A 26863-nucleotide genomic window follows, 5' to 3' on the forward strand; every position below is an offset into this window, starting at 1 on the left:
CCCCGCGCGGGGAAGGGCAGGGAGACACGATCAGGAAAGCTGGTCCGCGGATATGTCCTGCGCCTGCAGGAAGGCCGTGATCTCCCGCGCCGCCGCACTCAGCCCGAGGCGGCGCACGGCCACCCCTTCGGGGAAGGCGGAAAGCAGGCGTGACGGGGTGCGCCGGTCCAGAAGGACAAACACCCCCCTGTCCTGCCTGCTGCGGATCAGGCGGCCAAAAGCCTGGCGCAGGCGCAGGCGGGCGATCCTGTCATCAAAGCGCCCCGGCGCGCCGCCAGACAGGTGAATGCGCCGCTCGCGGTGCAGAATATCGGGTCGCGGCCACGGCACGCGCTCGAAGGCGACAAGACGCAGGGCCTCGCCCGGCACATCCACCCCATCGCGCATCGCATCCGTGCCCAGCAGGCAGGCATGACGCTCGCTGCGCATGATATCGACCAGCGTTGCGTTATCCATCGGGTCCACATGCTGGGCAAAAAGCGGCAGGCCCGCTTCCTCCAGCGGGGTCACGATGCGGCGGTACACCTCGCGCAGGCGCGAGATGGCGGTAAACAGCCCCAGTGCGCCCCCGCCCGATGCCATGAACAGCGTGCGGTAGGCCCCGGCAAGGGCCGCCGGGTCATCATGCGCCACATCGGTAATGATGAAGGCCCGGCTTTGGCGCGCGTAATCAAACGGGCTGGGAAACGACGCGCGGATGGCGGGCGAGGGCAGGTGGATCGCGCCTGACCTTGCCTCGGCGGCATCCCATGCGCGTTCGGCGCTGTCATTGGTGTTGTCCTCGCCGCTTTCATCGCGCAGCGTGGCGGATGTGACCAGCACGCCATGCGCCGGGGCCGCGAGCACGCTGGCAAACGGAATGGTGGGGTCCAGCCAGTGGCGGTACAGCCCCACGTCGCGCTCGCCGGGGTTCTGGCCCTCGCGTCGGTCCATGCGGATGTAATCGATATATTGCGGCGTTTCGCCCCCCGTGGGCGGCTCGTTTGCCTGCATGCTGCCCAGCATGGCGCACCAGCCATCCACCCGTGAGAGCGCGCGGCGGCGGATGGAGCGGATGGCGGCGGCAATGCGCTCGCGCATGGGGGTGTCGAGCCAGTCGGCCTCGGTTTCCAGCGCCTCATCAAGGCGGGCCACCAGCGTGCGCAGTGGCTCGGCCAGCCGCCTCAATGCCCGTTCCAGCGCCTGTGCCGCCGCATGCAGCGATTCGGGCATGGGGTAGAGATCGCATTCGCTGTCACTGCGGCGCGCCCCGCCCTCGGGGCTGCCCTGCGTGCGGGCCAGCACCTGCTGGCGCAGTTCATGCAGCAGCGCTTCGGAGGGGTTGGACAGCACCGGCTCCTCGCCCTCGATGGGCACGCGGGCGGCCCGGTGCACCGGGTCAAGGGCCGCGAGGCGCGCCGACCAGCCCGGTGCGGGCAGGGCGCGGGCGGCCATCAGCGCGGTATCAAGCGGGGTTTCGATGCGGGGAATGTTGGCCATCAGGTCTTCAAGCCTGCGCCGCAGGCCGCGCGCGCGTGAGCGGGCCCCTTCGGCGCCGAGCAGCCAGCGCCGCAGTTCGGCCGCCTCCAGCCCTGAAAGCTCAAGGGCGAAGGCGCTGTCCGCCGCATCGGCAATATGGTGGCCCTCATCCATGATATAGCGGGTGGGGGTGTTGTCCTCGTTGCTGGCCCCGGTGCCATCAAGCGCGTGCCACGCCGCCTGCGACATGACGAGCGCGTGGTTGGCAATCACGAGGTCCGCCGTGCGGGCGCGGCGGATGGAGTGCTCGACCATGCATTGCTGGTAATGCGGGCAGGCCCCGTGAATGCACTCGCCCCGCCGGTCGGCAATGGCGGTCAGCAGCCCGCGCCCGAACAGGTCGGCAAACCAGCCGGGCAGGTCGCCGCCAAACAGGTCGCCATCGAGCGTATGCGCCGCCCATAGCGCCACCAGCGCCAGCCCGATGAGGGTGCCATCGCCCGCCTGCCCGCGTGAGAGCGCTATGTTCACGCTCTCCTCCATGTTGAGCAGGCACAGGTAGTTCTCGCGCCCCTTGCGCACCACCACATGGCTGCGGCGCACGGCGGGGTCGGGGTAGAGCCGGGCCAGTTCGGATTCGATCTGGCGTTGCAGGTGGCGGGTATAGGTGCTGATCCACACGGCGCCGCCGTTGCGGCGTGCCCAGATATTGGCGGGCGCCACGTAGCCCAGCGTCTTGCCGGTGCCGGTGCCCGCCTCGGCCAGCACCATGTGCGGGTCGCCCTGGGTCGCGCGCGGGGTGAAGGCGCGGGCGGCGATGTGGCTGAACGCCTCCTGCGCCGGGCGGTGCTCGGCCCCTTCGCCAATGATCTCGCGCAGATGCGCCTGCGCTTCCTCCCCGCTGACCGGATGGGCGCCGGGCGCGGGGCGCGGGGCGGTTTCCTCCCATTTTGGCAGGCGGGTCCAGACCTTGAGCGCCTCGTTGGGCTGGATCATGCCCGCGGGCAGTGGCCCGTCATCCTTCAGGCCGAGTGCCGCGCAGACCGATGGCCCCCACGCCCACCCGGCCTTGCGCATGCGCCAGGCAAGTGCTGCGCGGATGCCGCCCTCGGGCGTGTTGCGCAGCCGGGCGATGCGGCCGAGCATCTCGAAGGCAAGGTCGGGCAGCAGGTCGGCCTCGGGGGTTTCCAGCCTGTCCGCCCCGAGCCCCAGCGCCATGCCCAGCCCGCGCGCGGTGGGCGGGGCCGCATGGGCGGGCAGGGTAAAGGCGAACAGTTCCAGCAGGTCCAGCCACGGGCAGGGCCGTGGCGGGGGCGCCAGATCGAGCCTGCGCGCGATGGCAGGCGCATGGATGACCATGGGCACGGGCCACTGCGGCAGTTCACGGCGGATGTCGGCAGCCTGCATGGACAGGATTTCCCCATCCGGCGTGAGCACCGACCAGGCGCCGTGCCGGGGAAGGATCGCCGGGGCGCTGTCCGGCAGGGGCGGGGTGTCTGGCATGGTCGTCAATGATATAGGGTACAAGCGGGCAGATGTCGCCCGCCGTGTGTCATGCCATTCTTATTGCTGTACCCCGGGGTGTGGAATAGGATGGATTGACCCGTGCCCTTCCTGTCCATAGCTTGCCGGTCCATGTCAGAACAGCATCCTGCCCTTATCTCGCCCCTTCCCAAGTCCTGGCCGTTCGAGGAGGCCGCCAAACTGTCCGCGCATGTTGGTGCGCGTGCAGTGACGGCCGATAAACCCGTGCTGCTGGAAACCGGCTATGGCCCGTCCGGCCTGCCGCATATCGGCACGTTTGGCGAGGTGGCGCGCACATCATGGGTCAGGCAGGCGTTTACGAAGCTGACCGGCCTGCCCACGCGGCTGCTGGCCTTCTCCGATGACATGGACGCCCTGCGCAAGGTGCCAGAGAACGTGCCCAACCAGGAGATGCTGCGCCAGTATATCGGCAAGCCGCTCTCGCGCGTGCCCGATCCGTTCGGCACGCATGAATCCTTTGCCGCCCACAACAATGCCCGCCTGCGCTCCTTCCTCGATGGCTTCGGGTTCGATTACGAATTCGCCTCCTCCACGCAGTATTATGAAGGCGGGCGTTTTGATGCCGCCCTGAAGCGCGTGCTTGAGGTGCATGACCAGATCGTGGCCGTGATTGCCCCCACGCTGGGCGAGGAACGCCGCGCCACCTATTCCCCCGTGCTGCCCATCCACCCGCGCACCGGGCAGGTGATGCAGGTGAAGATGGACGCCATCGACCCAGTGGCAGGCACCGTGCGCTGGACCGATGAAGAAGGCGAAACTTTCGAGACACCCGTAACCGGCGGCCATGCCAAGATGCAGTGGAAGGCCGACTGGGCCATGCGCTGGTATGCGCTGGGCGTTGATTATGAAATGTCGGGCAAGGACCTGATCGACAGCGTGCGCCTGTCTGGCAGGATCTGCCGCATCCTTGGCGGCCAGCCGCCCGCGGGCCTGACCTACGAGCTGTTCCTGGACCAGAACGGGCAAAAGATTTCCAAGTCCAAGGGCAATGGCATCTCGGTCGAGGAATGGCTGCGCTATGCCCCGCCTGAAAGCCTGGGCCAGTACATGTTCAACGCGCCGCAGCGCGCCAAGCGGCTGTTCTTTGATGTCATCCCCAAGGCGACGGATGAATACCTGGCCCATGTGGGCAAGGCCCGCGCCATGGAGCCTGCCGACCCCGTGCTGCTGACCAATCCCGCGTGGTTCATCCACAAGGGCGCGATCCCTGCCGATGCAGGCAGCCCGGTCACGTTTGGCATGCTGCTCAACCTCGCCTCGGTCGCCAATGCCGAGACGCCGGATGTGCTGTGGAAGTTCATCCAGCGCTATGATGCCAATGCTACGCCGGAAAGCTGCCCCATGCTGGCGCGGCTGGTGGAATACGCCATCGTCTACTACGCCGATTTCGTGCGGCCCACCAAGCAGTACCGCGCGCCTGAGGCGCATGAGCGCAAGGCGCTAGCTGATCTGGCCCAGGCCCTGCGCGGCATGGAAGGCGGCGATGTCAGCCCCGATGCCTGCCAGAACCTCGTGTTCGAGATTGGCAAGACCCACGGCTTCGAGCCGCTGCGCGCGTGGTTTGGCTGCCTGTATGAAGTGCTGCTGGGCCAGAAGGAAGGCCCGCGCTTTGGCATCTTTGTTGCCCTCTACGGCGTGGCGGAAACCGTGGCCCTGATCGAGGCCGCCCTGACCCGCGCCGAGGGAACAGCGGCCTAAGGGCCTGCCCATGGCTGAACGTCCGACCCAAGACGCAACGCCTGCTCCGCCTGACGGTGGTGGCCCCACCGGGGCGGACCTGACTCCCGCGCGCCGGCGCAACGCGCTGCTGCGCCACCTGCCGCATGTGCTGGGGCTGTTTTTGCTGGTGAGCGCCGTAATCGTGGTGCAGCGCGAGGTGCGCACCCTGCACTGGCAGGACATCAGCCACGCGCTGCTCACCATTCCCGCCACCACGTTGTGGGCGGGGGCAGGCTTCACGCTGCTGTCCTATCTGGTGCTGTCCTTCTATGACTGGCTTGCCGTGCGGCAGGTGGGCTGCAAGCTGGCCTTCCGGCGCACGGCGTTTGCGGCGTTCTGTTCTTATGTCCTGTCGCATAATCTCGGGTTTTCCGCCATTTCGGGTGCGGCGGTGCGCTTCAGGCTGTATGGCAACTGGGGGCTGAAGCCCTTTGATGTCGCCCAGATCATCGCGTTCTGTTCGGCCACCTACCTTCTGGGGGCTGCGGTGCTGATCGGCAGCGTGCTGGTGCTGGAGCCGGGCACGGTGCCCTTCATCGGCCATGCGCTGCCTTCGTCCGTGATGCGGCTCATAGGCTGTGTCTTGTGGGCGGGGGTGATCGGCTATGTCATTGCCGGTCGCTACGTGAACGAGATCAGGGTCTGGCGCTGGCAGGTCACGTTTCCGTCCGCTGGCATGGCGGTAATGCAGACCCTTGTCGCGGCCCTTGAGGTCGCGGCCACGGCGGCCATTGCCTACACCTTCGTGCCTGCAGCGCCCGGGCTGGATTACGGCACGTTCCTGGCCATCTACATCGCCTCCTACACCGCAGGGCTGGTGGCCAGCGTGCCGGGTGGCCTGGGCGTATTTGACGGCACGATGATGCTGGCCCTTGGCGCCTACGTGCCCGCGACCCGTGTCGTGACCGCCATCCTGATCTTCCGCCTGTTCTATTACATCGTGCCGCTGTTCGTGGCGGGCATCATGTTCGCGGCGCATGAACTGTTCCTGCGCGGTGACGCGGCCCTTGCGCGCAAGGCGAGCGGGGGCAGCCCCCTGCGTGGGCCGCGCCCCGGCAGGCCAAGCCAGGTGATCCGTGAAAGCGAGGCCGATTTCTCGGTGGCGGTGGCGACTGGTGCGGTCTCGCTGTGCGGGGGACTGCTGCTGGCGCTGACCCTGCTCGACCCCGAAAACTGGCTGAATGCGGGCCGCCTGCAACCGCTCTTCGCCATGGTGGGCGACTATCTGCTTTCGCTGATCGGTGTGGCGCTGATCGGTCTGGGCATCGGGCTTTCGCAGCGCGTGACGCTGGCGTGGAAGGCGACAATCGGGCTGCTGTCGGTGGCGTGCGCGCTGACGCTGCTGCGCGACTCGCCCATGGCGGTGCCGGGCCTGCTCATGCTGGTGTGCCTGCTGATCGCTCCTTTCCGGGGTTCCTATTACCGCCATGCGCGGATCATGAGCGAGCCGCTTTCCTCACAGACCATCCTCTCCCTTGTGCTGCTGATCAGTTCGGTCGTGGTGCTGGTGCTGGCGGGCCCGCATGATTCGGCGGGGGGAAGCTGGTGGGAGATCATGCTCTTCGCCACCCGTCCGGGCATTGCGCAATGGACGCTGGGGCTTGCGGTCATGCTGGGGCTGGTCATGATCGTGCGGCTGGTGCGGCCGGGGCGCATTCATGTGCTGCCGTGGAACAAGCAGGGCCAGGCCCGTTACCGCGCCCTTGACCATGCGCTTGACGGGGTGGGGCAGGTCACTCCCGCGCCTTCGGGGCTGATACCGGGGGCGCGGCGGCAGGCGCTGCTGCCCTTCGTGCGGCTGGGGCCGTATCTGGTCGGGCTGGGTGACCCGGCGGGCCATGCGGATGACTGCACATCGGCCATCTGGTGGCTGCGCGACCTTGCGGTGCAGGAAGGTTGTCAGCCTGCTTTCTGGCATGTCGGCACGAGCCTGCTTGCGGTCTATAACGAACTGGGCCTGACGCCGTGGCCCCTGACCGAGGAAGGCGCGCCGCTGCACCCGTGTTTCCTGTGCGCGGGCGCGGATGACCTGAACACGATCCGCTCGCTGATGGACAAGGCCTTCGCGCCTTTGGGGAAGGCCGGATGCTGAAGGCGCGTGCCGCGTGGCGTAAAGGAAACCGCTCATGACCGCCCATGCCGGGCTGCTCACCCATTTTTCCACCGTGGTGGGCCTGCCCAGCCTGTCGGGTGCGTTCCTCATGGCGTTTCCGGCGCTGTTCTCCATTGTCAATCCGCTGGGGGCGGCGCTGATCTTCGCGCAGGTTACGGCGGGGCATGACCGGCGCACCTGCGTAGCACTTGCCGGGCAGGTGGCGTTCTATTCCGCCATGCTGATGCTGGCCTCGATCTGGGTGGGCGGGCTGGTGCTGTCGTTCTTTGGCATCACCATTGATGCCCTGCGCATTGCGGGCGGCCTGGTGGTGGCGGTGCGGGCATGGTCGCTGCTCCAGGCCCCCGAGACGGAGGAAGCCCGCAAGCAGGCCCAGGCCAGTGGCAGCACGCAGGCCGCCAACCTGATGGGGCAGGCGTTCTTTCCGCTGACCATGCCCTTTACCGTCGGCCCCGGCACGATTGCGGTGGCCATTGCGCTTGGCTCGGAAGGTCCACCGACAGGTACCCACATCATCTTTTACGGCGTGCTGTCGATTGCGGCGGTGCTGGTGGCAGGGATTGTCTGGGCGGCCTATGCCTATGCCGAGCAGTTGCTGCATCTGCTGGGCAAGACCGGCACGCGCATTGTCTCGCGGCTCGCAGCACTGATCCTGCTCTCGATTGGCGTGCAGATCCTGGTTACGGGCGTGCAGGGGGTGGTGCTGTCAACCGCGCATGCCGTCATGACAATGGCGAATTAAGAAACTGTTTAAAAACAATTCATTGATAAAAAAACGATAAAAGTTTTTGGGTGCCGCCTTTTTTCAAAAAGGCGGCGTTCTTCGAAGCTTTTTGAAAAAAGCTTCACCAAAAACTTCCTTAAATTACTGGACGTTTTCTGCGCCAACTTTTCAGACAGTCTCTAAAATTTTTCGATGAAGCTTTTTTCAAAAGGCTTTGAGGAACGCTGCGTGACTGCAAAAAAGCGGCATCCGGCAAGTTTCATTTCCTCATCACGACAGCGGGGCGATTTCAGGTACGGGCCGTCCATCGAGCACGGCTCGCACGCAGGCGCGTAACGCAGGCAGCACATCCGCGCCGAATTGCGGTGTTCGCCGTTCCCATGCGCCCGTGCGCCATGAAGGGTGGGGCAGGGGAAAGTAGCGCGGCAGGTAGCGGCGGAAGTCGAGGCAGCGTTCGCTGACCTTTCCCTTGCCCAGAATATGAAGCTGGGCGTAGCTGCCCACCACCAGTGTCAGTTCAAGGCCGGGCATCTGCGCCATGATGCGCGCGCGCCACTGCGGCGCGCATTCCGGCCGGGGTGGGCAGTCGCCACCCTTGGGCAGGCGGCCGGGATAGCACAGGCCCATGGGCACCAGTGCAATGCGGCTGGAATCATAGAACGTGGCGCGATCCACACCCATCCATCCCCGCAGCCGGTCCCCTGAAGCATCATTGAAGGACTGTCCGGTTTCATGCACGCGCGTGCCCGGCGCCTGGCTGGCAATGAGCAGCCGCGCCGTGCGCGAGACATGCAGCACCGGGCGGGGGCCAAGCGGCAGGTGTGCCGCGCAGCTCTGGCAGGCGCGAATGGCGCGCAGCAGGTCTTCAAGGGTTTCGGCCATGGTAGCTGCCTTTACGCGTTGAGCAGGTCGCGTGTCCATGCGGGAACCGTGCGGGTGGCAGGCCCGAGAATGGTCTGGTCAAAGGCGCTGCGGCCCGATGGGGCTTCAAGGTTGAACAGCATCGTATCAGCATGGTCGGCCACGCTGTCCACAAACCCGGCCGCCGGATAGACCACGCCGGAGGTGCCAATGGCCACGAACAGGTCACAGGCCGCAAGGCGCTGCGCTATGGCCTCCATATGGTAGGGCATTTCGCCAAACCAGACGATATCGGGCCGGAGTGCCGCTGCTCCGCAATCGGGGCAGGGCGTATCGGGGGTGCAGTCGGTATGCCATGCCGGGGTGGCGTGGCAGTGGGTGCAGCGAAGGCGCAGCAGTTCGCCATGCATGTGAATGACGTTGCGGCTGCCTGCGCGTTCATGCAGGTCATCGATATTCTGCGTGATGATGGTGAGGTGCCCCGGCCAGTCGCCGTTACGTCCGGCCTGCTCAAGGATGGCGAGCGCCCTGTGCGCGGCGTTGGGGTGCACGCTGGGGAGCTGTGCGCGCAGGCCGTTATAGAACCGGTCCACCCGCAGCGGATCGCGCGCGAAGCCCTGCGGTGTGCAGATATCCTCGATCCGTTCATGGTTCCACAATCCATCCGGGCCACGAAAGGTCTGAAGGCCCGATTCCTGGCTGATGCCCGCCCCGGTCAGGACAACAATGCGCTGCATGCGAACTCTCCTTCAAGGTGGAAGCCAGTAATGTGCGGGATTGCCGTACACATAAGAAAACCGCCATGGACATAAGCCCATGGCGGTTTTCCGTAATGCGTATCAGGGGAAGGGTGACCCGGGAGAAAAGGCCACCCCTGCCGCGTATTACTGCGCGGCGTCCTGACCGGTGTGCGTCTGCGGTGCAAACGTCCAGCCCGAGCCGTAAGGCTGCGGCAGGAACACCGACCAGCCGCTGCTCATGCTGTTCCAGCCGGAGCTGGAAACCGGAGCCCCGGTGTCGCGCAGCTTGGTCACGTCGGCTGCCGTAACGGTGCCCGGCGCCTTGTTGCCCCAGCTGGTGCGGATGAAGTTGACCACATCGGCGATCTGCCGGGCGGACAGCGAGTTGCTGTAACCCGGCATGGCCACTGCGGAAGGTGCCCAGTTGCTCGGCGGCAGCACGCCACCATGAGCGATCACGTTCACCAGCGAGGTCGGGTTCTCGGTCACGACAACCGGGTTGCCAGCCAGCGGCGGGAACATGCGGGCCACGCCACCACCGTCGTTACGGTGACAGATGGCGCATTCCTTCACATACGTGTCAGCACCCGGCATGCTGGCGGTGTTGCCAGCGTTCAGGGCCGTCGCGGTGGACGGATCGTATGTGTAGTTGCCCTGTGAGGGCGGCACCGGCGGCAGGCTCTTCAGATACTTCGCGATGGCGTGCAGGTCGTCATCGGTGAAGTACTGGGTGCTCCATGCCACCACATCGCCCATGCCACCGAACACGGCGGAGTGGTCGATACGGCCGGACTTGAGGAAGGTGTAGATGTCATCTTCCGACCAGCGGCCCAGACCCACGACCGGGTCGTTACGCAGGCTGGGGGCCACCCAGTTGTCAATCGGCGCGCCACCGGACAGGAAGTCAGGCCCACCCGAAGCATCGAGCGCCTTTTCCTGCATGGCGAAGCCGCGCGGCGTATGGCACGCGCCGCAATGGCCCGGACCCGTCACCAGGTAGTCACCACGGGCCACATCGGCATCGGTGCCGGGGGCGGGGGTGAATTCCTTGGGCGAGGGCGAGAACATCATGCGCCAGATGCCCAGCGGCCAGCGCATCGACATCGGCCAGGAAATGTCCGGCTGCTTGTCAGGCTGTGCGACCGGCTTCACCCCATGCATGAAGTATGCATACAGCGCCTGCATGTCTTCCTTCGTCATACGCGAGAAGGAAGGATACGGCATGGCCGGATACAGCGTGGAACCATCCTTGCGGATACCATGGCGCACGGCTTCGTCGAATTCGGCGAAGGTGTAGCGACCGATACCGTAGGTCGGGTCCGGTGTAATGTTTGTGGAATAGATCGTGCCGATCGGGCTCTTGATTTCAAGCCCGCCTGCATACGACTGCCCGTGAAGGGCGGTGTGACATGCTACGCAGTCACCCAGTCGTGCGACATACGCCCCTTTCTGGACCAGCGCGGGGTCGGCATCTGGCGTCTGTGCCAATGCCGTCCCTGCCAGCAGACTAAACGCTGCCGCGCTGAATGTCACCTTAAGCCTGTTGATCATTATGTTCACCATCATGCGTCGCGTTGATGCGAAAAATTGTCAAAACCGGGAGATTATGGCTGCTGCTCGGGGATACCGTCAGCATTCTTCCGGGCATCAACTTCCCTCTGATAGGTCTCGTTCGCACGCTTGATCAGGAACTGGCGGATATCCTCGATCTCGGTGGGGTTCATGCTGCTGTCGAAGCGATCCATACCGTAGGCGGTAAGGGCGCCACGGCCGACAACATTGTAGAACGCATCCTCGTGGCGGATGGACCCGGACCAGCGCAGGTCAGGCAGCACACCAGCACCTTCGGCATTGTCGCCATGGCAGGCGGCGCAATAGGTCTGGAACTGGAAGTAGCCGTTATCGGTGCGCTTGCTGTCGAACTGTGCCGGCGGCTTGACGGGCAGGAAGCCCTGGTCATTCTGCTTGGGCAGCGGGCCTGCCTTGCCATCGAGCGAGAAGGCAATGATGCGCGAGTGGTTGACGGTCCAGCCGCTGGTGCGGGCAATGCCACCGAGGAAGAACGGATAGATGCCGCCCCAGCCCACTTCAACCGCGACATACTGCTTCTTGTCGCTGCCAAGGTAGGACACGGGAGGAGCGATGATGCCGCTATCTGCCGCGAAGTGGAACAGGTCGGAACCGTTCGTCGCGTCATAGGCATGGAACTCGCCATTCGCCAGGCCCTGGAACAGCAGGTCGCCGCCCGTTGCCAGAATGCCGCCGTTCCACGGACCCTTGTGGTCCACGCGCCAGGCTTCAGCCTGCGTCTTCGGATCCCAGGCCACGATCCAGCCCTTCAGATCCTTCACGAAGGCCTGCTTGGCTTCGGGCGTGTCGGGAATGCCGACCTTGTTCATGTCCAGACCAAGGTTCCAGCTATCGGGATGCGGCGTGAAGCCACCGACCTGGTTGGTGTACAGGAACGGAACCTGCTGCGCGGGAATGTAGACCAGCCCGGTCTTGGGGCTGTACGCCATGGCCGCGAAGTTATGGCCGCCAAGGTCACCCGGAATGCCGTACCAGTCCTTGCCCGTAAGCGTGTAGAGCGCATCGGGGTTGTAGATCGGGCGGCCGGTCTTGGGGTCGAGGCCACTGGCCCAGTTCACATAGACATAGTTCTTGCCCGAGATGAACTCGCCGGTCTTCGCATCGATGATGTAGAAAAAGCCGTTCTTGGGCGCATGAACGATGACGTGACGGGTCTCACCGTTGATCGGCAGGTCAACTGTCATGATCTGCTGGACCGAGGTGAAGTCCCACTGGTCCATCGGCGTTTCCTGGAAATGCCAGACGTATTCGCCGGTTTCCGGCTTCAGCGCGACGATGCTGCCCAGGAACAGGTTGTCGCCCTTGCCTTCCGAGCGGTACTTGTAGTTCCACGGCGAACCGTTGCCCACGCCAAGGTAGACCAGGTCGGACACGGGGTCATACACGATGGAATCCCACACCGTGCCGCCGCCACCCTGGCGGGTCCAGGCGCCGGTCGGGCTCCAGGTCTGGTAGGCCTTGTTCATCAGCACGCTGTCGGAGGCAGCATGGTCCGGCTCGTTCTTGGGGTTCGGAACCGTGAAGAAGCGCCAGTCCAGCTTGCCGGTCTCGGCATCGAACGCGGAGACAAAGCCGCGCGCGCCGAACTCGGAGCCACCGTTACCGATGATCACGCGGCCCTTGGCGATGCGCGGCGCGCCATCAACCGTGTAGGAACGCTGCTTGCCCAGCTCCGCCTCGGGCGGGATGGTGTTCACGCTCCAGACCAGCTTGCCGGTCTTGGCGTCAAGCGCGATCAGGCGGCCATCGAAGGTACCGAAATAGACCTTGCCATTCCAGTAGGCGGCGCCACGGTTGACCGTGTCACAGCAGCCCTTGTCGGCGATGTTGCCGGGCACGCGCGGGTCATACGACCACAGCAGCTTGCCGGTGGCGCCATCAACGGCCTTCATCATGCTCCAGTTGGTGGTGGCATACATGATGCCATTGACAACCAGCGGCGTGCCTTCCTGGCCACGGTTGGTATCAAGGTCGAGATACCAGGCCAGCTTCAGGTTACCAACATTGGAACGGTTGATCTGATCCAGCGGGCTGTAGCGCTGTTCAGAATAGGTGCGGCCATAGGTCATCCAGTCGCCGGGATGGTCATCCGCGTGGATGATCGCTTCCCCCGTGGCGCCCTGCCCGTCATCTGCGGATGCCATGGTGGCATAGCCCGAGATGAGAGCCGCACATATCGTTCCGGCTGTAAGCGTTCTGCTCAGAGAACGTCTTTTTCCGAAAACGGCAGAAATCATATGTGATGTCCTCAGAAAACTAACGGTTTCGAATTCAGGACGCCGCCGCTGCAACTTTCCGTCCGGGCAGGCTTTCTGAATGTAACCGGCAAAAAGCGCGGGCGGCGCTCATTTTCCGACCAGACAGGAAACCGGCTTCGGGCAGGGAGATAAAGCAGGTAGTCCGTTTCACCCGAACATACCGAGGCTAGCACGCCCGTCTCCTGACATTTTAGTGTTCAAGCTCACGAAAACGTGAATATGTTGTCTGATAAGCAATGAAACAGATAGCTGGCTCCAGCGGAGTTTTTTTTAAAATATGTTGATATTGCAGCAAGAATGAGAAGATGCGCCTAAGGCCGCGCGACAGGTGTTTCACAATAAATGATGAGAAATATATTTTTATTATTCATGAATGGCATAAATTTTTGGTGAAACGACCATCTGCTTCACGCCGTACGCGTAACGGATCGGGGCAGAGAATCAGCCCTGTAGCGGATAATGTTCCAGCGCATCATAAACCGGGCCATCGGCATGGCGCAGGGACTGGAAAAGCGTGAAGTGACCCACCAGTTCCCCCTCGGGCATGGGCGGCATCGCGGCCAGCCAGGCCTGCCGCCGGAGTGGATCGGGGTGTTGCATGTGGCCCACTGTCACATGCGGCACAAAGCGGCGCGTAGCGCGGGCACTGCCGGGCAGGAGCCGGTTCATGGTGGCGCGGACTCGCTGTTGCAGGTGCGTCAGGGCGGCATCGGGTGCGCAGCCGACCCATAGCGTATCCGGTCCGTGATGGGTTTCGGGTTCAAACAGGCCCGGCGCGCTCAGGCGGAGCATGGGGGGGGCTGCTGTTATGGCGTTCAGCGCATGGTGAATGTCTTCGAGGAGATGGCCATGCGTTACCGCGCCCAGATAATGCAGCGTAAGGTGATAGGACTCCGGTGGAGACCACGTCACGTCCGGCAGGTTGCCCCGCAGGCCAGCGAGGGCGTGCGTAAGCGCAGGGGGGAGTTCAAGGCCAATGAACAGACGCATCCGGCACCTTTCTGGCGGAAAGAGAAAACGACACATGCAGCATGTGTCGTACAGTATATATAGTGCTGTGAAATGCGCGGCGTGTTGCCGCATTGTAATGTGTTCGTCACGCTGATGTTCTTGAACCGCGTCTAGCATAAGCCCACATGCAGGCAGACGCACGTCAGTTACGGACGTGGAGGAAGGAAACAACAAAATGGCTTTTGGCCCTGATTCGCGGAGTTTCATCCGCCCCACCGCTGAGAGTGCCATGGGCTCCGTCGATATGGGCCTGCGTGCCTATATGCTGCGAGTCTATAACTGGATGGCATCCGGGCTGGTCCTGACCGGACTAGTCGCCTACCTGATCGCCAACACCCAACTACAGGCGCTGTTCTTCCAGTACGTGCCTGCCCTTGGCACGGTCAAGCCGACCGGGCTTGGCATGCTGGCCATGATCGCGCCGCTTGGTTTCGTCCTGGTCATGTCGTTCGGGGTCAACCGGCTGTCCACCCAGGCGGTGCAGACCCTGTTCTGGCTGTTCTGCGGGGTGATGGGGGCAAGCCTGTCCAACATCTTCATGGTGTTTACCGGGGTTTCGGTCACGCGCGTCTTCTTCATTACCGCCGCAACCTTCTGCACCATGTCGATCTGGGGCTACACGACTCGTACCGACCTCAGCCGCTTTGGCTCGTTCTTCATGATGGGGCTGTTCGGCCTGATCATCGCGGGCGTGGTGAACATGTTCCTGCACAGCCCTGCGCTGTATTTTGTCTACAGCGCCGCAGGCGTGCTGCTGTTCGTGGGGCTGACCATGTTCGATACCCAGAACATCAAGGCCACCTACCAGCAGGTTGCAGCCTATGAAGGCCCGGACCAGGCCGCGAAGCGCTCGGTCTATGATGCACTGAACCTGTATCTGAACTTCATCAACCTGTTCCAGTTCCTCCTGCAGTTCATGGGTGTGCGAAACAGCAGCAACGACTGACCGGCAGGATTCCTGGATTCAAGGACTGGATCAGTCCTGTTTGCCTGCATGAGAAGGGCTGCCACGACCGTGGCGGCCCTTTTTGCGTTGCTGGAGGGCTGGAAAGGTCTTTCTGCTAAAAAAGATAAGACTTATTCATATATGGAAATTATATGATGACAAGAGTGTGAGGTTAATGACACCTGATTAAGTCACTGTAAAACAACGATTTTGTAAGATAAATTTTAAGCAATGAAATCTATTGAAATATTATGTGAAGGCTTGCCTATAAGGCCGTTCAGGTCGGATAACCCTTGAATAGAAAAACTATATGAAAGGGTATGCGGCACAGGACATGCGCTTCAGCACACAGGACGGCATCGCGATCCATGGTCCGATCTGCCCTGAGAGTAATATTTACGTAAGGTCTGGCGGGCCGTATTGATCAAGGTCATGGCCAGCCGGCCGGCAACTAACTCATGACGGATGCAAACCGAAAGAGGCGATTGTCGTTTTCGGAAGTCGACTCAGGCGCGATGTCGCTGGATGCCGGGAAAGCAGAATGCTTTTTTCCCGCCATGCGTATAACGTGGCCGCTGTTGTCTAAGCCCGTGGATGAAGCGAGGATGTGAGCAAAACAGGGTGATGTCGAAACCAACGAGGCGTGAGATGAAGAAAAAAATCTTGCCGAGATTAACAAAGCTGATGAGTCTATCTTCAGCAGCGCTGTTAGCAGGCTGTACCTGGGATACTCTTGATCCCAAGGGCGTTGTCGGTGCTCAGGAAAAAAGCCTGATCCTGACCTCGACCTACGCGATGCTGCTGGTTGTCATACCGGTATGTATCCTGACGCTGCTGTTCGCATGGCAGTACCGTCAGTCCAACACTTCGGCGGAATACCTGCCGAAATGGTCGCACTCCAACAAGATCGAAGTGATCATCTGGGCAATCCCCAGCCTGATCATTCTGTTCCTGGCGGTGCTGACTTACCAGACATGTCATTCGCTTGACCCGTACAAGCCGCTCGAGGCTGAAGCCAACGTCAAGCCAATTCATGTCGATGTTGTGGCACTGGACTGGAAGTGGCTCTTTATCTATCCGGATGAAGGGATTGCAACCGTCAACCAGATGGCCATGCCGGTGAATACGCCGGTCGATTTCCGGATCACCTCTGACTCCGTGATGAACTCGTTCTTCATCCCGCAGCTCGGCACGATGATCTATGCCATGGCCGGGATGCAGACACAGCTGCACCTGATCGCCAACGAAGCGGGTGACTTCCAGGGTGAGTCCTCCAACTTCAGCGGCAAGGGCTTCTCCGACATGCGCTTCCGTGCGCTGGCAATGCCGGCGGACCAGTACAGCGCGTGGGTCGAGAAGGTGAAGGCTTCTTCCGAGCAGCTGGACAGCGCAAGCTATCCGAAGCTGGCCGCGCCGAGCGAGGCCAACCCGGTTGAATACTTCTCGCATGTCGATGCGGGTCTCTTCGATGCCATTGTTGCCAAGTACAATGACGGCATGGTCATGGACAAGAGCACCGGCAAGATGCTGCACGTGCAGCAGTCCGCGATGTCCGACATGAACATGAAGGAATAGGACAGATGTTTGGCAAATTAACTTTGTCGGCCATCCCTTATGATGTGCCGATCCTTGTTGGGACGTTCATCGGTGCCGCTATCGCGGGTCTCGCCGTTGTCGGTCTCATCACCTATTACGGTAAATGGGGCTACCTTTGGCGTGAATGGCTGACCTCGGTCGACCACAAGCGCATTGGTGTCATGTATATCGTTGTGGCCCTCGTGGCGCTGTTCCGTGGTTTTGCGGACGCGATCATGATGCGCTCCCAGCTCGCGCTGGCCTATGCCGGCAACCCCGGCTACCTGCCGCCGCACCACTATGACCAGATCTTCTCCGCGCACGGCACGATCATGATCTTCTTCATGGCCATGGCGTTCATGCAGGGTCTGATGAACATCGTGGTGCCGCTGCAGATCGGTGCGCGCGACGTGGCCTTCCCATTCGTGAACACGCTGAGCTTCTGGATGACGACCATCAGCTTCCTGCTGGTCAACATCTCGCTGTTCATCGGTGAGTTCTCGCAGTGCGGCTGGCTGGCTTACCCGCCCCTGTCCGAGCAGCAGTTCAGCCCCGGCGTCGGTGTTGACTACTATATCTGGGCGGTTCAGCTGTCCGGTGTGGGCACGCTGCTTACGGGTGTGAACTTCTTCGCGACCATCGTGAAGATGCGTGCGCCTGGCATGACCTACATGCGTATGCCGGTGTTCACCTGGACCATCTTCTGCACCACGGTGCTGATCATGGTTGCCTTCCCGATCCTGACCGTGGCCATGGGCCTGCTTGGTCTGGACCGTTACCTGGGCATGCACTTCTTCACCAATGACGGCGGCGGCAACCAGATGCTCTATCTGAGCGTGATCTGGGGCTGGGGCCATCCGGAAGTGTACATCCTGGTCCTGCCTGCCTTCGGTGCCTTCTCCGAAATCACGCAGACCTTCTCCCGCAAGCCGCTGTTCGGCTACAAGACCATGGTCTACGCGACCGCTTCCATCATGGTCCTGTCGCTGGTGGTATGGGTTCATCACTTCTTCACCATGGGTGCTGGCCCGAACGTGAATGCGTTCTTCGGCATCATGACGATGATCATCGCCGTTCCGACTGGCGTGAAAATCTTCAACTGGCTGTTCACCATGTATAAGGGCCGCATCGAGTTCCATGCGACCATGTACTGGGTGATCGGCTTCATGATCACCTTCTCCATCGGTGGCATGACCGGCGTGATGCTCGCCATCCCGGCTTCCGACTTCGTGCTGCATAACTCGCTGTTCGTTATCGCTCACTTCCATAACGTGATTATCGGTGGTGTGTATTTCGGCTACGTGGCGGCCATGAACTTCTGGTTCCCCAAGTCTTTCGGCTTCAAGCTGAACGAAGCATGGGGCAAGCGGGCGTTCTGGTGCTGGTTCATTGGCTTCTATGTGGCGTTCATGCCGCTGTATGTCGTTGGTTTCGAGGGCATGACCCGTCGTATGAACCACTACGACAACCCGGAATGGCACCCCTGGCTGCTGATTGCTGAAGCCGGTGCCGTGCTGATTGCATGCGGTATCGTGTGCCAGCTGACCCAGCTTTATGTCTCGATCCGCGACCGTAACCTGGCCGAGAACCGTGACCTGACGGGCGATCCGTGGAACGCACGCACGCTGGAATGGTCCACCTCTTCGCCGCCGCCGTTCTATAACTTCGCTATCCTGCCGGAAGTGCATGAGCTCGACGCTTTTGCCCACGACAAGGAAGCAGGTATTGATACGCGTCGCGCTGGTGGTGACTATCAGCCCATCCACATGCCCAAGAACACGGCATGCGGTTTCCTGATCGGTGCCTTCAGCTTCGTGCTTGGCTTCGGTGCTATCTGGTACATCTGGTGGCTGGCGGCTGTTGGTCTGATCGGTGTCATCGCTACGGTGATCGCGCGTTCGGCTGACAATGACGTCGATTACTATGTGCCGGTGTCCGAGGTGGCTCGTATCGAGCAGGAGCATACCCATAACCTTATGGCAGCACAGGCAGCGGAATAATGGCGCAAAACATGACTGCTGATGCAGCCCATGCCCATGATGAACACCACGAATCTCCCGTGGTGTTCGGGTTCTGGCTGTATCTGATGACGGACTGCATCATCTTCGGTACGCTGTTCGCAGTGTTCGCGGTGTTGCGTGACCAGTTTGCCGGCGGTCCGACCGGCCACGAAGTGTTCGAACTTTCGGGTGTTGGCATTGAAACGGCAATCCTGCTGTTCAGCTCCATCACCTACGGTTTTGGCATGATCGCCGCCCACGAGAACAAGGTCAGCACCATGCGGACCTGGCTCGGGGTGACCTTCCTGCTGGGGCTGGGCTTCCTGTTCATGGAAATCCGCGAGTTCTCGCACATGATTGCCGAAGGCAACGGCCCGGATCGCAGCGCGTTCCTGTCCGCCTTCTTCACGCTGGTTGGCACGCATGGTCTGCATGTCACCTGCGGCCTGCTGTGGATGGCGGTTCTGCTGTTCCAGACGGCTGGCAAGACTGAGCTGAACGAGCGCATGATCGGCAAGCTGACCTGCCTCAGCCTGTTCTGGCACTTCCTGGACATTGTCTGGATCTGTGTCTTCACCTTTGTCTATCTGATGGGTGTGCTCTGATGGCTGATCATATTTCATCCTCGGGAGAGGGCCATGGTAGCGTAGGATCTTACGCGACCGGGTTCGTACTTGCCGTTATCCTGACGGTAGCATCCTTCGGTCTGGTGATGTCGCATGCGATGTCACCGTCCGCCACCGGTGGGGCGATTGCCCTGCTGGCGGTGGTCCAGATCGTGGTTCACCTGATCTACTTCCTGCACATGAACGGTTCGTCCGAGCAGCGCTGGAACGTCATGGCGTTTACATTCACGGTGTTGTCGGTTCTGGTCCTTGTGGGCGGCACGATGTTCATCATGCATGACACGTCCATCAACATGATGTCGCGCTGATACGCGGCTTCATGCTGGGCTATGGGGGTGGGCAACCGCCCCCTGGGCCAGACGGCATAAAAAAAGACCGGCACGGGAAACCGTGCCGGTCTTTTTTATTGGGCCTGGCCAGAAGCGGCGGGATCAGCCCTTCTGCGGCTCGGGGGAAAGCATGTCTTTCTTGCCGGGCTTGTCTTTCCATTCCTCGGCATCGGCCGGGGCATCGATCTTGCGGGTGATGTTGGGCCAGAGGGCGGCGTATTTGGCGTTAAGCTCGGCCCAGGGGGTGGCGCGATCGTCGCTATCGGGGAAGATGGCCTCAGCCGGGCATTCCGGTTCGCACACGCCGCAGTCGATGCATTCATCCGGATTGATTACGAGAAAGTTCTCACCCGCGTAGAAGCAGTCAACCGGACAGACTTCGACACAATCTGTGAATTTGCAGCGAATGCAGTTTTCGGTGACCACATAGGTCATCGCCTATCTCCGATCGTTATTTGTGTGGCCTGTGGCAGTAGGCCCAGCCATGGAAAGGGACGAGGCGCCACAGGGGGCATGACCTCATCGGGAATGGCGGAAGATATGAGAGTGTTTTCCGGTCGTGGCAAGCCCAAGACGGTGGCTAATGCATAATCCGTGCCTGTATTGTCCCTATCGCCACAATATTCAGGCAGTTTCTGGAACAATTTCATACAGAAGTTGTGCAAGTGGCGCTGCCTGCCGGCGTTCGGCCTGACCTGTCACGCGAATGACAATCACGGCCTTGCGGTCGGGGGCGGGCAGGGTCAGCACGTCGCCCGCGCGCACCAGTGCATGCGCCTTGGTCACGCGCTGGCGGTTGATGCGTACGTGCCCGCTGGTGGCGATCTGCGCGCAGGCGCTGCGGCTGCGACCGAAGCGGGCATGGAACAGCCACACATCCACGCGCTGGGCCAGAGGCTGGGGGGCGGGGGCCTGTTTCATGGGTTCAGGGCTGATCCAGAAGGCTGGCAAGGGCGGCAAAGGGGCTGTCAGGCCGCCGGGTAGCACCGCGCCTGCTGGCCTGGTGGTCCTGCGCCGGGCGGGTTTTCTCGTGCCGAATGTTTTCGCCCTCCGCATGGAAGCGGATCATGATCGGGGCTGGTGGTCCGTAGCGGTCGGCGGGCATGGGGCGCGGATGGTGCACGCGCATGTTCAGCCCCTTCAGCACGGCAGGGAGCATTTCACGGCGCACGCCCAGCCGCGAGGCCAGTTGCGGGGGCAGCGGCACGGGGGCGCGGCGGGTCAGGCGGGCCAGTTCACGAATGAATTTTTCCGCAATATCGAGCCGCAGGCGCACGGGCCCCGCCGCGAGCCAGCCCATGCGGTCCATGAAGGCCGGGGGCAGGGCATCGGGCGGCAGGGTGACGCGGCTCATGGCGGGCAGGGCGGGGCAGGGCATGTTCAGGCTGATGGCCACCAGCCAGCCGCGCAACTGCAACGGGCGTTCCTTCAGGATCGCGGGCATGAACAGGGTATAATGGCCCACGCGCACCCCCAGCCTGCGCAGGCGGCCCAGCATCTCGGGGGGCAGGCGCTCGCCCCGGTGCAGGGGGGCGATGCCGGCACCTTCGAGCAGGCGGTGAACGATGCCGCGCAACGCGGGCGTGGCGGCAACGGTGGCCTGCACCGCAAAAAGCGGGGCAAGATGCTCGCGCACGACCTGCCCGAGCCAGGTCTGGAGCCGGTTGCGGATTCGCTCGCGCTGCGCGTTGTCGAGCAGCGGGTTGTCCAGCACCAGCGGGCGGGGGGAGAGCACGTCGGCACCAGGCAGCAGGCGGGCAAGGTTCATGCCCTCCCACATGATATGCGTGCCATCGGGCGAGAAGGTGAATTGCTGGTCGTCACCCTGCACCAGCAGCGCCACGCGGCGGGGAATCTCGCTGCGCACGGCACGGCGGGCGGCACGCATGAGCAGGCGGCCATCCTCGGCATCGGTATGTTCGCCCGCAATCAGGTCAAGGCCCGCAATCCGGCCAACCTCGTGGCCTTCCACCACCACATTGCCCTGCGCGGTCACGGCGGAGAGCAGGTTGTCGTGCCCGCCCTCATCAAGCCTGCGGATCAGCGTGGTGGCGCGGCGGTCGACAAAGCGGGCGGTGAGCTGTTCGTGCAGCACATCGGACAGTCGGTCCTCCGCCTCACGCGTGCGGGCCTGCCAGTGTTCGGCATTGGCGATCCAGCCGGGGCGGGCGGCGATGTAGCTGCACACGCGAATCCCCGCCAGGCGCTGCATCAGGGTGTCGATCGTGCCATCGGTCTGGAAGAAATGGGTAATCTGGTTTTCCATCCACGTCGCGGGTATGCGGCCATCGCTGATCAGATGGGTGAAGATGCGCCCGCACAGGCGGATATGGCTGTCATCGCCAAGCTTGCGGAAATCTGGGATCTGGCAGCTTTCCCACAACAGCCGGGTTGCTGCGCGGGAATGGACCAGCGGGCGGATATCGGGGTTTGCCGAGAGTGCTGAAAGGGCCAGCACGTCGCTCGCTTCATGCCCCGCAATCAGTTCAGGCCTGGGCGATGCCTGGTTGAGGCTGCCAAGCAGGCTGGAGGGCGAGGAAAAATCAAGCGCGCTATTGCGCCATGACAGGCGGGTGAGCGGGTCGAAGCGGTGCTGCTCCACCGCCTCGGCCAGTTCCTCATGCAGGGGCGGGCAGGTGCCGGTGGTGCCGAACGTGCCATCGCGCAGGCCGCGCCCGGCGCGCCCGGCCACCTGCGCGATCTCGCCAGCCGTGAGCGGGCGGATGCGCGAGCCGTCGAATTTCGACAGGCTGGCAAAGGCCACATGGTTCACATCCATGTTCAGCCCCATGCCGATGGCATCGGTCGCGACGAGGTAATCGACTTCCTTTTCCTGATACAGCGCCACCTGCGCATTGCGTGTGCGCGGCGAAAGCTGGCCCATCACGATGGCGCAGCCGCCGCGCCTGCGGCGCAGCAGTTCGGCAATGGCGTAGACCTCGCCCGCCGAGAACGCGACAATGGCCGAGCGCGGCGGCAGGCGCGTGAGCTTGCACGCGCCCGCATGGGTCAGTTGTGACAGGCGGGGGCGGTGCTCGATCTCGATGCCCGGCACAAGGCGGCGGATCAGGTTGCGGATGGTGTCGGCACCGAGGAACATCGTCTCCGCCGTGCCGCGCGCGTGCAGCAGCCGGTCGGTAAAGATGTGGCCCCGGTCCGGGTCGGCGCAGAGCTGGATTTCATCCACCGCCACGAATTCCACCCGCCGGTCGAGCGGCATGGCCTCGACCGTGCATGAAAACCAGCGCGCCTTCGGCGGGATGATCTTTTCCTCCCCCGTTATCAGCGCCACGGCCTGCGCGCCCTTGCGGGCGACCATGCGGTCGTAGTTCTCACGGGCGAGCAGGCGGAGCGGGAAGCCGATCACCCCGCTGGAGTGCGAGAGCAGCCGCTCGATGGCGAGATGCGTCTTTCCGGTATTGGTCGGGCCGAGCACAGCCCGGACCACCTGGTCGGAATGGGGGCCGGAGCGATGTCCGGCCGCTGCGCGATGGGGGCCACGAAGCCCCGAGGGTACACCCGTCATGAAGGTATGCTCCGGCCAAGTGGACGGAAATGCAAGCAAAACCACGTGGGTATGCGCGGGACCGCGCCAGGGGGTGTTGCTTTGGCGCGATGGCGGACGCACCCTTGCGGGCAATAGAAGCTGACGCAACCGAGGAACGCCATGAACATGCCGCAACATCCCGACTGCCTGGTCGCCGCGCACGATGTGGGCCACGAACCCGTGGGCGTGGTGCACGCCATCCGCCCTTCGGCTCTGGGCGGGCTTGCGGCGCTGGTGGGCGAGAAGGCGGCGCGTTTTGCGCTTCAGGCCGGTTTTGTTGCCCGTTACGGGCAGGTGCAGGGCCTGCCCGATGCGGATGGCAACATCACCACCGCCGTGCTGGGCGTGCCGGAAGCGGCGGATGGAGCCGATCCGTTCGTGTTCGGCGCCCTGACCGACTCGCTGCCAAGCGGCCTGTGGCGCATCAGCGCGCCACAGGATGTTGCCCCGGCCGACATGGCCCTTGGCTTCTGCCTTGGCGCGTATCGCATGCCTGCCTTCGGGCGCGACAGTGCCCCAAAGCCGCCACGCGCGCGGCTGGTGGCTGACGAGGCGGGTCTGGCGGCAGGTCCGGTGGCGCAGTGCATCAACCTTGCGCGTTCGCTCATCAATACGCCCCCCAACCTGATGGGCCCCGATGATCTGGCCCGCGCGGCACAGGTGGCGCTGGAGCCGCTCGGCGCGGATGTGTCGGTCATTCGCGGGGCGCGGCTGGAGCAGGATTTCCCCACCGTGTTCCATGTGGGCATGGGCTCGGAGCGCGCGCCCTGCGTGGTGGTGGCGCGCTGGAGCGGCAGCACCGCGCCTGAGGATGCCCCGCTTGTGTCGCTGGTGGGCAAGGGCGTGTGTTTTGATACCGGCGGCTACGACCTCAAGCCGCCTTCCTCCATGCTGCGGATGAAAAAGGACATGGGAGGGGCTGCCATCATGCTCGCGCTGGCGCGGCTGGTGGTGCTGCGCGACCTGCCGGTGCGGCTGGAACTGCGGCTGGGCTGCGTGGAGAACAGCGTGTCGGGCCGCGCCATGCGCCCATCCGACGTGGTGCGCACGCGCGCGGGGCTGACGGTGGAGGTGGGCAATACCGATGCCGAGGGCAGGCTGGTGCTGTGCGACCTGCTGCATGCCGCGTGCGAGCACGATCCCGCCCTGCTGGTTGATGCCGCAACCCTGACCGGCGCCGCCCGCGTGGCGCTCGGCCCTGACATGCCCGCGCTGTTCAGCAACAGCGATGAAGCCGCCCTGGCGCTGGAGGGGGCGGGATGGACCTGCGGCGACCCGCTATGGCGGCTGCCACTGTGGCCGGGCTACCGTAAATGGCTGCGCAGTCCGGTGGCAGACCTGAACAATATTTCATCCAAACCGACGGCAGGGGCGATTACGGCAGCGCTTTTCCTAGAGAATTTTGTCAAAACTGATGTGCGCTGGGTTCATATCGATACCTATGGATGGAACGATTCCGACCGCCCCGGCCGCCCCGAAGGTGGAGAAAGTCTTGGTTTAAGAGCGACTTATGAAGGGATATTAAAAATATTTAATCTTGACGAAACGAACGCGCCGTTAAAGAAACAATTATGAAATCGAACTAATTTGCCAGGTGCGACTTATATATGCCGTAAATGCCAATTATATAGGCACCACCAGATAGACACCATTCCGTGCCGGTCCGATTCCATGGCCCACAGGCCCGTTGGCCGGCACGACATCATGACAGAGGATTCCAACCGATGGCCAAGTCATCACAGGTTAATCAGGCTAATGCGGACCAGATGACGCAGTCCCTGCGCGATACCGTTGTTGCAATGGTTCGCCGCGACGGGCCTGACCTTTCAGCGCGCCAGCTTGCCGTGTTCCTGACCTGCTACCTCAGCGACAACGCCCACACCGTACGTGGCCTCGCCGCCGAGCTGAACGTGTCCAAGCCCGCGATCACCCGCGCGCTCGACCGGCTCGAGGACCTGCGCCTCGCCCGCCGCACGGCCGACCCGATGGACCGCCGCTCGGTGCTGATCACGCACACCCCGCAGGGCAACGGCTTCCTGCGCGACCTGCGCACGATCGTGAACGAAACATCCGCCGCGGCGCAGGAAAAGGTTGCCGCTCCCGTGCGCAAGGCGCCGCGTGCGCGCCGCACCGAGGAACTTCGCCGCGCGAGTTGAGTTAGAAGCAGGTTCTCTTCGTGCATTCCGGGACGGAAGGTTTCCATTTCATGCATATCTCTCGACGTCTGCTTGCCCTCGCCATTGCGATCGCCCCCCTTGCCAGCCTGCCGTGCGCGGCCATGGCCGCGGAGTCCTCGCTTGGCACGCCATCGGGCACCGTCACCATGAAGTTCAAGTCGCTCGATATCGGCGTGGGGCATACATGGGGCACGGGCAAGCTGGTCTATGGGCACCATACCTACCGCTTCAAGGTCGAGGGCGGGTCGCTCGCGGCCGTGGGCTATGCCAACATCAAGGGCAGCGGCACGGTCTATAACCTGCATTCGGTCAAGGATTTTGAAGGCAGCTATGCCGCCGTCAACGGTGATGTCACAGCGGGCACCGGCATTGGCGCGGTCCTGCTCAACAACCCCGCAGGCGTGCGCATCCGGCTCGATACCACAAGTTCCGGCGGCCGCCTTGCCGCAGCCGCCCAGGGCATGAAGATTACCTTTACCGGCAAGTAAGGTCCGTTATCTGTCACGATCGGCAGGGGGAATGGTCGCAGGGCCATTCCCCCTGTTTCGTTTCTACCACCGCACGCCCGGCGCATGCCGCACGCGCCAGATCACCACAGCGGCCCAGACCAGTTGCAGCGCCAGTGGCCCGCCAGTTGCGGCTGGCAGGCCGATCACGCCGCCTGCCAGTGCGCCCGCCGCCACCGCGCCGCAGAGTGTTGCCGCCCAGGCCAGCATGGTGATGGCGGTGGGTTCCATGCCCCCGCGATGGGCCATCTGGTAGAAATGCTCGCGGTGCGCCTGCAGCAGCGGGCGGCGCAGCATGGCGCGGCGCAGGAGCGTCACCCCCACATCGGCCAGCAGGCCCGACAGCATGAGCGGCATCAGCACCCGGCCATGCGCCAGCGGCGGCAGGTCGGCCATGTGCAGCCCCAGCGCGCCCAGCACCAGCCCGCAGCACTGGCTGCCCACATCGCCCATGAACAGCCGCGCTCTGGGGAAATTGAAGGGCAGGAAACCGGCAATGGCAACAGCCATGACCAGCGCCGTGCCCCATGTGTCGACCCCTGCGCCAGCATGCAGGCACAACAGGGCCGTGGCCATGCAGGCCAGCAGGGTGCAGCCCGCGGCCAGCCCGTCCAGCCCATCCATGAAGTTGATGGCGTTGCACAGCACGACCAGCCACAGGCTGCGCCCTGCCAGCGCGGTCCATGCGGCACCATCATGCGGCAGCACGCCCAGACTGCCCCAGGCCACCAGCAATGCCGCCAGCACCTGCGCGCGCAGTTTCCACAGGGCGGGCATGGGGTGCATGTCGTCGCGCCATGAAAACAGGCCCAGCCAGGCCGTCGCGGCCAGCAGGGTCTTGTCGGCAAGCGTGGGGGCATGGTGCCAGAGCATCTGCGCCAGCGGCACGCCGGTCATGAACACGGCCAGAATGGCCAGCCCGCCGCCCTTGGGCACGGGCCGGGCATGGGCGCTGCGCCCGGTGGGGTAGTCCAGTATGCGCAGCCCGATGACCCGGCGCGACAGCAGGGCGGCCACGGTCGCGCCCGCGCCCAGCAGCAGCACGAAAAGCATGGCCGCGCCATGATCGGCATGCACAAGGGTCATGAAAGCGGGGTCCGGGGCATGATCTCTCCTTCTTGCCCCCCGCTGGCTCGGC

At 63.2% G+C, this 26863-nt stretch carries 21 protein-coding genes; 11 read left to right on the forward strand and 10 right to left on the reverse strand.

All coding sequences use genetic code 11. The features are described 5' to 3' along the window. Positions 1 to 30 precede the first annotated feature (30 nt). The gene (locus tag GXY01S_RS05020; protein ID WP_061272518.1) at positions 31 to 2961 is read right to left on the reverse strand and encodes an ATP-dependent DNA helicase; all 2931 of its coding nucleotides are present in this window, start codon (positions 2959 to 2961) and stop codon (positions 31 to 33) included. Positions 2962 to 3093: 132 nt separating this feature from the next. Between GXY01S_RS05020 and GXY01S_RS05025 the strand changes: the two genes are divergently transcribed. The 3 genes from GXY01S_RS05025 to GXY01S_RS05035 are packed head-to-tail and all read left to right on the forward strand — an operon-like array spanning position 3094 to position 7577. Next, positions 3094 to 4701, forward strand: coding sequence for a lysine--tRNA ligase (locus GXY01S_RS05025; protein ID WP_061272520.1), 1608 nt, complete (start codon positions 3094 to 3096; stop codon positions 4699 to 4701). Positions 4702 to 4711: 10 nt separating this feature from the next. Further along, a complete protein-coding gene (locus GXY01S_RS05030; protein WP_061272522.1) occupies positions 4712 to 6814 on the forward strand; it encodes a lysylphosphatidylglycerol synthase domain-containing protein in 2103 nt (700 codons plus the stop codon). 34 nt (positions 6815 to 6848) lie between these two features. Continuing rightward, complete coding sequence (locus GXY01S_RS05035; protein ID WP_061272523.1) at positions 6849 to 7577, forward strand: MarC family protein; 729 nt, start codon at positions 6849 to 6851, stop codon at positions 7575 to 7577. 252 nt (positions 7578 to 7829) lie between these two features. On the opposite strand, the gene GXY01S_RS05040 is transcribed toward GXY01S_RS05035, so the two are convergent. From GXY01S_RS05040 to thpR, 5 genes are all read right to left on the reverse strand, one after another. After that, positions 7830 to 8441 carry a uracil-DNA glycosylase family protein gene (locus GXY01S_RS05040; protein WP_061272525.1) on the reverse strand — a complete coding sequence of 204 codons (612 nt, stop codon included), beginning with the start codon at positions 8439 to 8441 and terminating at the stop codon, positions 7830 to 7832. Between the two features lie 11 nt (positions 8442 to 8452). After that, entirely contained in the window at positions 8453 to 9157 is a 705-nt protein-coding gene (locus GXY01S_RS05045) for an NAD-dependent deacylase (RefSeq protein WP_061272527.1), read from the reverse strand. Between the two features lie 147 nt (positions 9158 to 9304). Further along, complete coding sequence (locus GXY01S_RS05050; protein ID WP_370664423.1) at positions 9305 to 10711, reverse strand: c-type cytochrome; 1407 nt, start codon at positions 10709 to 10711, stop codon at positions 9305 to 9307. Between the two features lie 53 nt (positions 10712 to 10764). After that, the gene (locus GXY01S_RS05055; RefSeq protein WP_061272529.1) at positions 10765 to 12987 is read right to left on the reverse strand and encodes a PQQ-dependent dehydrogenase, methanol/ethanol family; all 2223 of its coding nucleotides are present in this window, start codon (positions 12985 to 12987) and stop codon (positions 10765 to 10767) included. 462 nt (positions 12988 to 13449) lie between these two features. Continuing rightward, positions 13450 to 13998 (reverse strand): RNA 2',3'-cyclic phosphodiesterase, encoded by a 549-nt coding sequence (gene thpR, locus GXY01S_RS05060; RefSeq protein WP_061272531.1) that lies wholly within the window; start codon positions 13996 to 13998, stop codon positions 13450 to 13452. 196 nt (positions 13999 to 14194) lie between these two features. Here thpR and GXY01S_RS05065 point away from each other — a divergent pair, with 196 nt between their 5' ends. The 5 genes from GXY01S_RS05065 to cyoD all read left to right on the forward strand — a co-directional run bounded on the left by GXY01S_RS05065 (position 14195) and on the right by cyoD (position 19474). After that, positions 14195 to 14965 carry a Bax inhibitor-1/YccA family protein gene (locus tag GXY01S_RS05065; protein ID WP_061272533.1) on the forward strand — a complete coding sequence of 257 codons (771 nt, stop codon included), beginning with the start codon at positions 14195 to 14197 and terminating at the stop codon, positions 14963 to 14965. Positions 14966 to 15613: 648 nt separating this feature from the next. Continuing rightward, complete coding sequence (gene cyoA / locus GXY01S_RS05070) at positions 15614 to 16540, forward strand: ubiquinol oxidase subunit II (RefSeq protein WP_165165683.1); 927 nt, start codon at positions 15614 to 15616, stop codon at positions 16538 to 16540. A gap of 5 nt (positions 16541 to 16545) precedes the next feature. Beyond that, a complete protein-coding gene (cyoB, locus tag GXY01S_RS05075) occupies positions 16546 to 18540 on the forward strand; it encodes a cytochrome o ubiquinol oxidase subunit I (protein ID WP_061272537.1) in 1995 nt (664 codons plus the stop codon). After that, on the forward strand, positions 18540 to 19145 hold the full coding sequence (gene cyoC / locus GXY01S_RS05080) for a cytochrome o ubiquinol oxidase subunit III (RefSeq protein ID WP_061272539.1): 606 nt from the start codon (positions 18540 to 18542) through the stop codon (positions 19143 to 19145). Before cyoB ends, cyoC begins: the two co-directional genes overlap by 1 nt. After that, positions 19145 to 19474 carry a cytochrome o ubiquinol oxidase subunit IV gene (cyoD, locus tag GXY01S_RS05085; RefSeq protein ID WP_061272541.1) on the forward strand — a complete coding sequence of 110 codons (330 nt, stop codon included), beginning with the start codon at positions 19145 to 19147 and terminating at the stop codon, positions 19472 to 19474. Before cyoC ends, cyoD begins: the two co-directional genes overlap by 1 nt. A 123-nt stretch (positions 19475 to 19597) precedes the next feature. On the opposite strand, the gene fdxA is transcribed toward cyoD, so the two are convergent. The 3 genes from fdxA to GXY01S_RS05100 form a co-directional block, all read right to left on the reverse strand. Then, positions 19598 to 19930, reverse strand: a complete 333-nt coding sequence (gene fdxA, locus GXY01S_RS05090; RefSeq protein ID WP_061272543.1) for a ferredoxin FdxA — start codon at positions 19928 to 19930, stop codon at positions 19598 to 19600. 189 nt (positions 19931 to 20119) lie between these two features. Then, positions 20120 to 20416, reverse strand: a complete 297-nt coding sequence (locus GXY01S_RS05095) for an RNA-binding S4 domain-containing protein (RefSeq protein ID WP_061272701.1) — start codon at positions 20414 to 20416, stop codon at positions 20120 to 20122. A gap of 4 nt (positions 20417 to 20420) precedes the next feature. Further along, the gene (locus GXY01S_RS05100) at positions 20421 to 23021 is read right to left on the reverse strand and encodes a helicase-related protein (RefSeq protein ID WP_061272545.1); all 2601 of its coding nucleotides are present in this window, start codon (positions 23019 to 23021) and stop codon (positions 20421 to 20423) included. Between the two features lie 141 nt (positions 23022 to 23162). Between GXY01S_RS05100 and GXY01S_RS05105 the strand changes: the two genes are divergently transcribed. The 3 genes from GXY01S_RS05105 to GXY01S_RS05115 all read left to right on the forward strand — a co-directional run bounded on the left by GXY01S_RS05105 (position 23163) and on the right by GXY01S_RS05115 (position 25707). Continuing rightward, complete coding sequence (locus GXY01S_RS05105) at positions 23163 to 24617, forward strand: leucyl aminopeptidase family protein (RefSeq protein WP_061272547.1); 1455 nt, start codon at positions 23163 to 23165, stop codon at positions 24615 to 24617. A gap of 149 nt (positions 24618 to 24766) precedes the next feature. After that, positions 24767 to 25198 (forward strand): MarR family transcriptional regulator, encoded by a 432-nt coding sequence (locus GXY01S_RS05110; RefSeq protein ID WP_061272549.1) that lies wholly within the window; start codon positions 24767 to 24769, stop codon positions 25196 to 25198. Positions 25199 to 25248: 50 nt separating this feature from the next. Beyond that, a complete protein-coding gene (locus tag GXY01S_RS05115) occupies positions 25249 to 25707 on the forward strand; it encodes a hypothetical protein (protein WP_061272704.1) in 459 nt (152 codons plus the stop codon). A gap of 63 nt (positions 25708 to 25770) precedes the next feature. Here the strand turns inward: GXY01S_RS05115 and GXY01S_RS05120 are convergent, their stop codons facing one another. After that, the gene (locus GXY01S_RS05120; RefSeq protein ID WP_061272551.1) at positions 25771 to 26811 is read right to left on the reverse strand and encodes a glycosyltransferase family 4 protein; all 1041 of its coding nucleotides are present in this window, start codon (positions 26809 to 26811) and stop codon (positions 25771 to 25773) included. Positions 26812 to 26863: the final 52 nt, after the last annotated feature.

Source organism: Komagataeibacter xylinus NBRC 15237, assembly GCF_001571345.1.
Classification (GTDB): Bacteria; Pseudomonadota; Alphaproteobacteria; order Acetobacterales; family Acetobacteraceae; genus Komagataeibacter; species Komagataeibacter xylinus.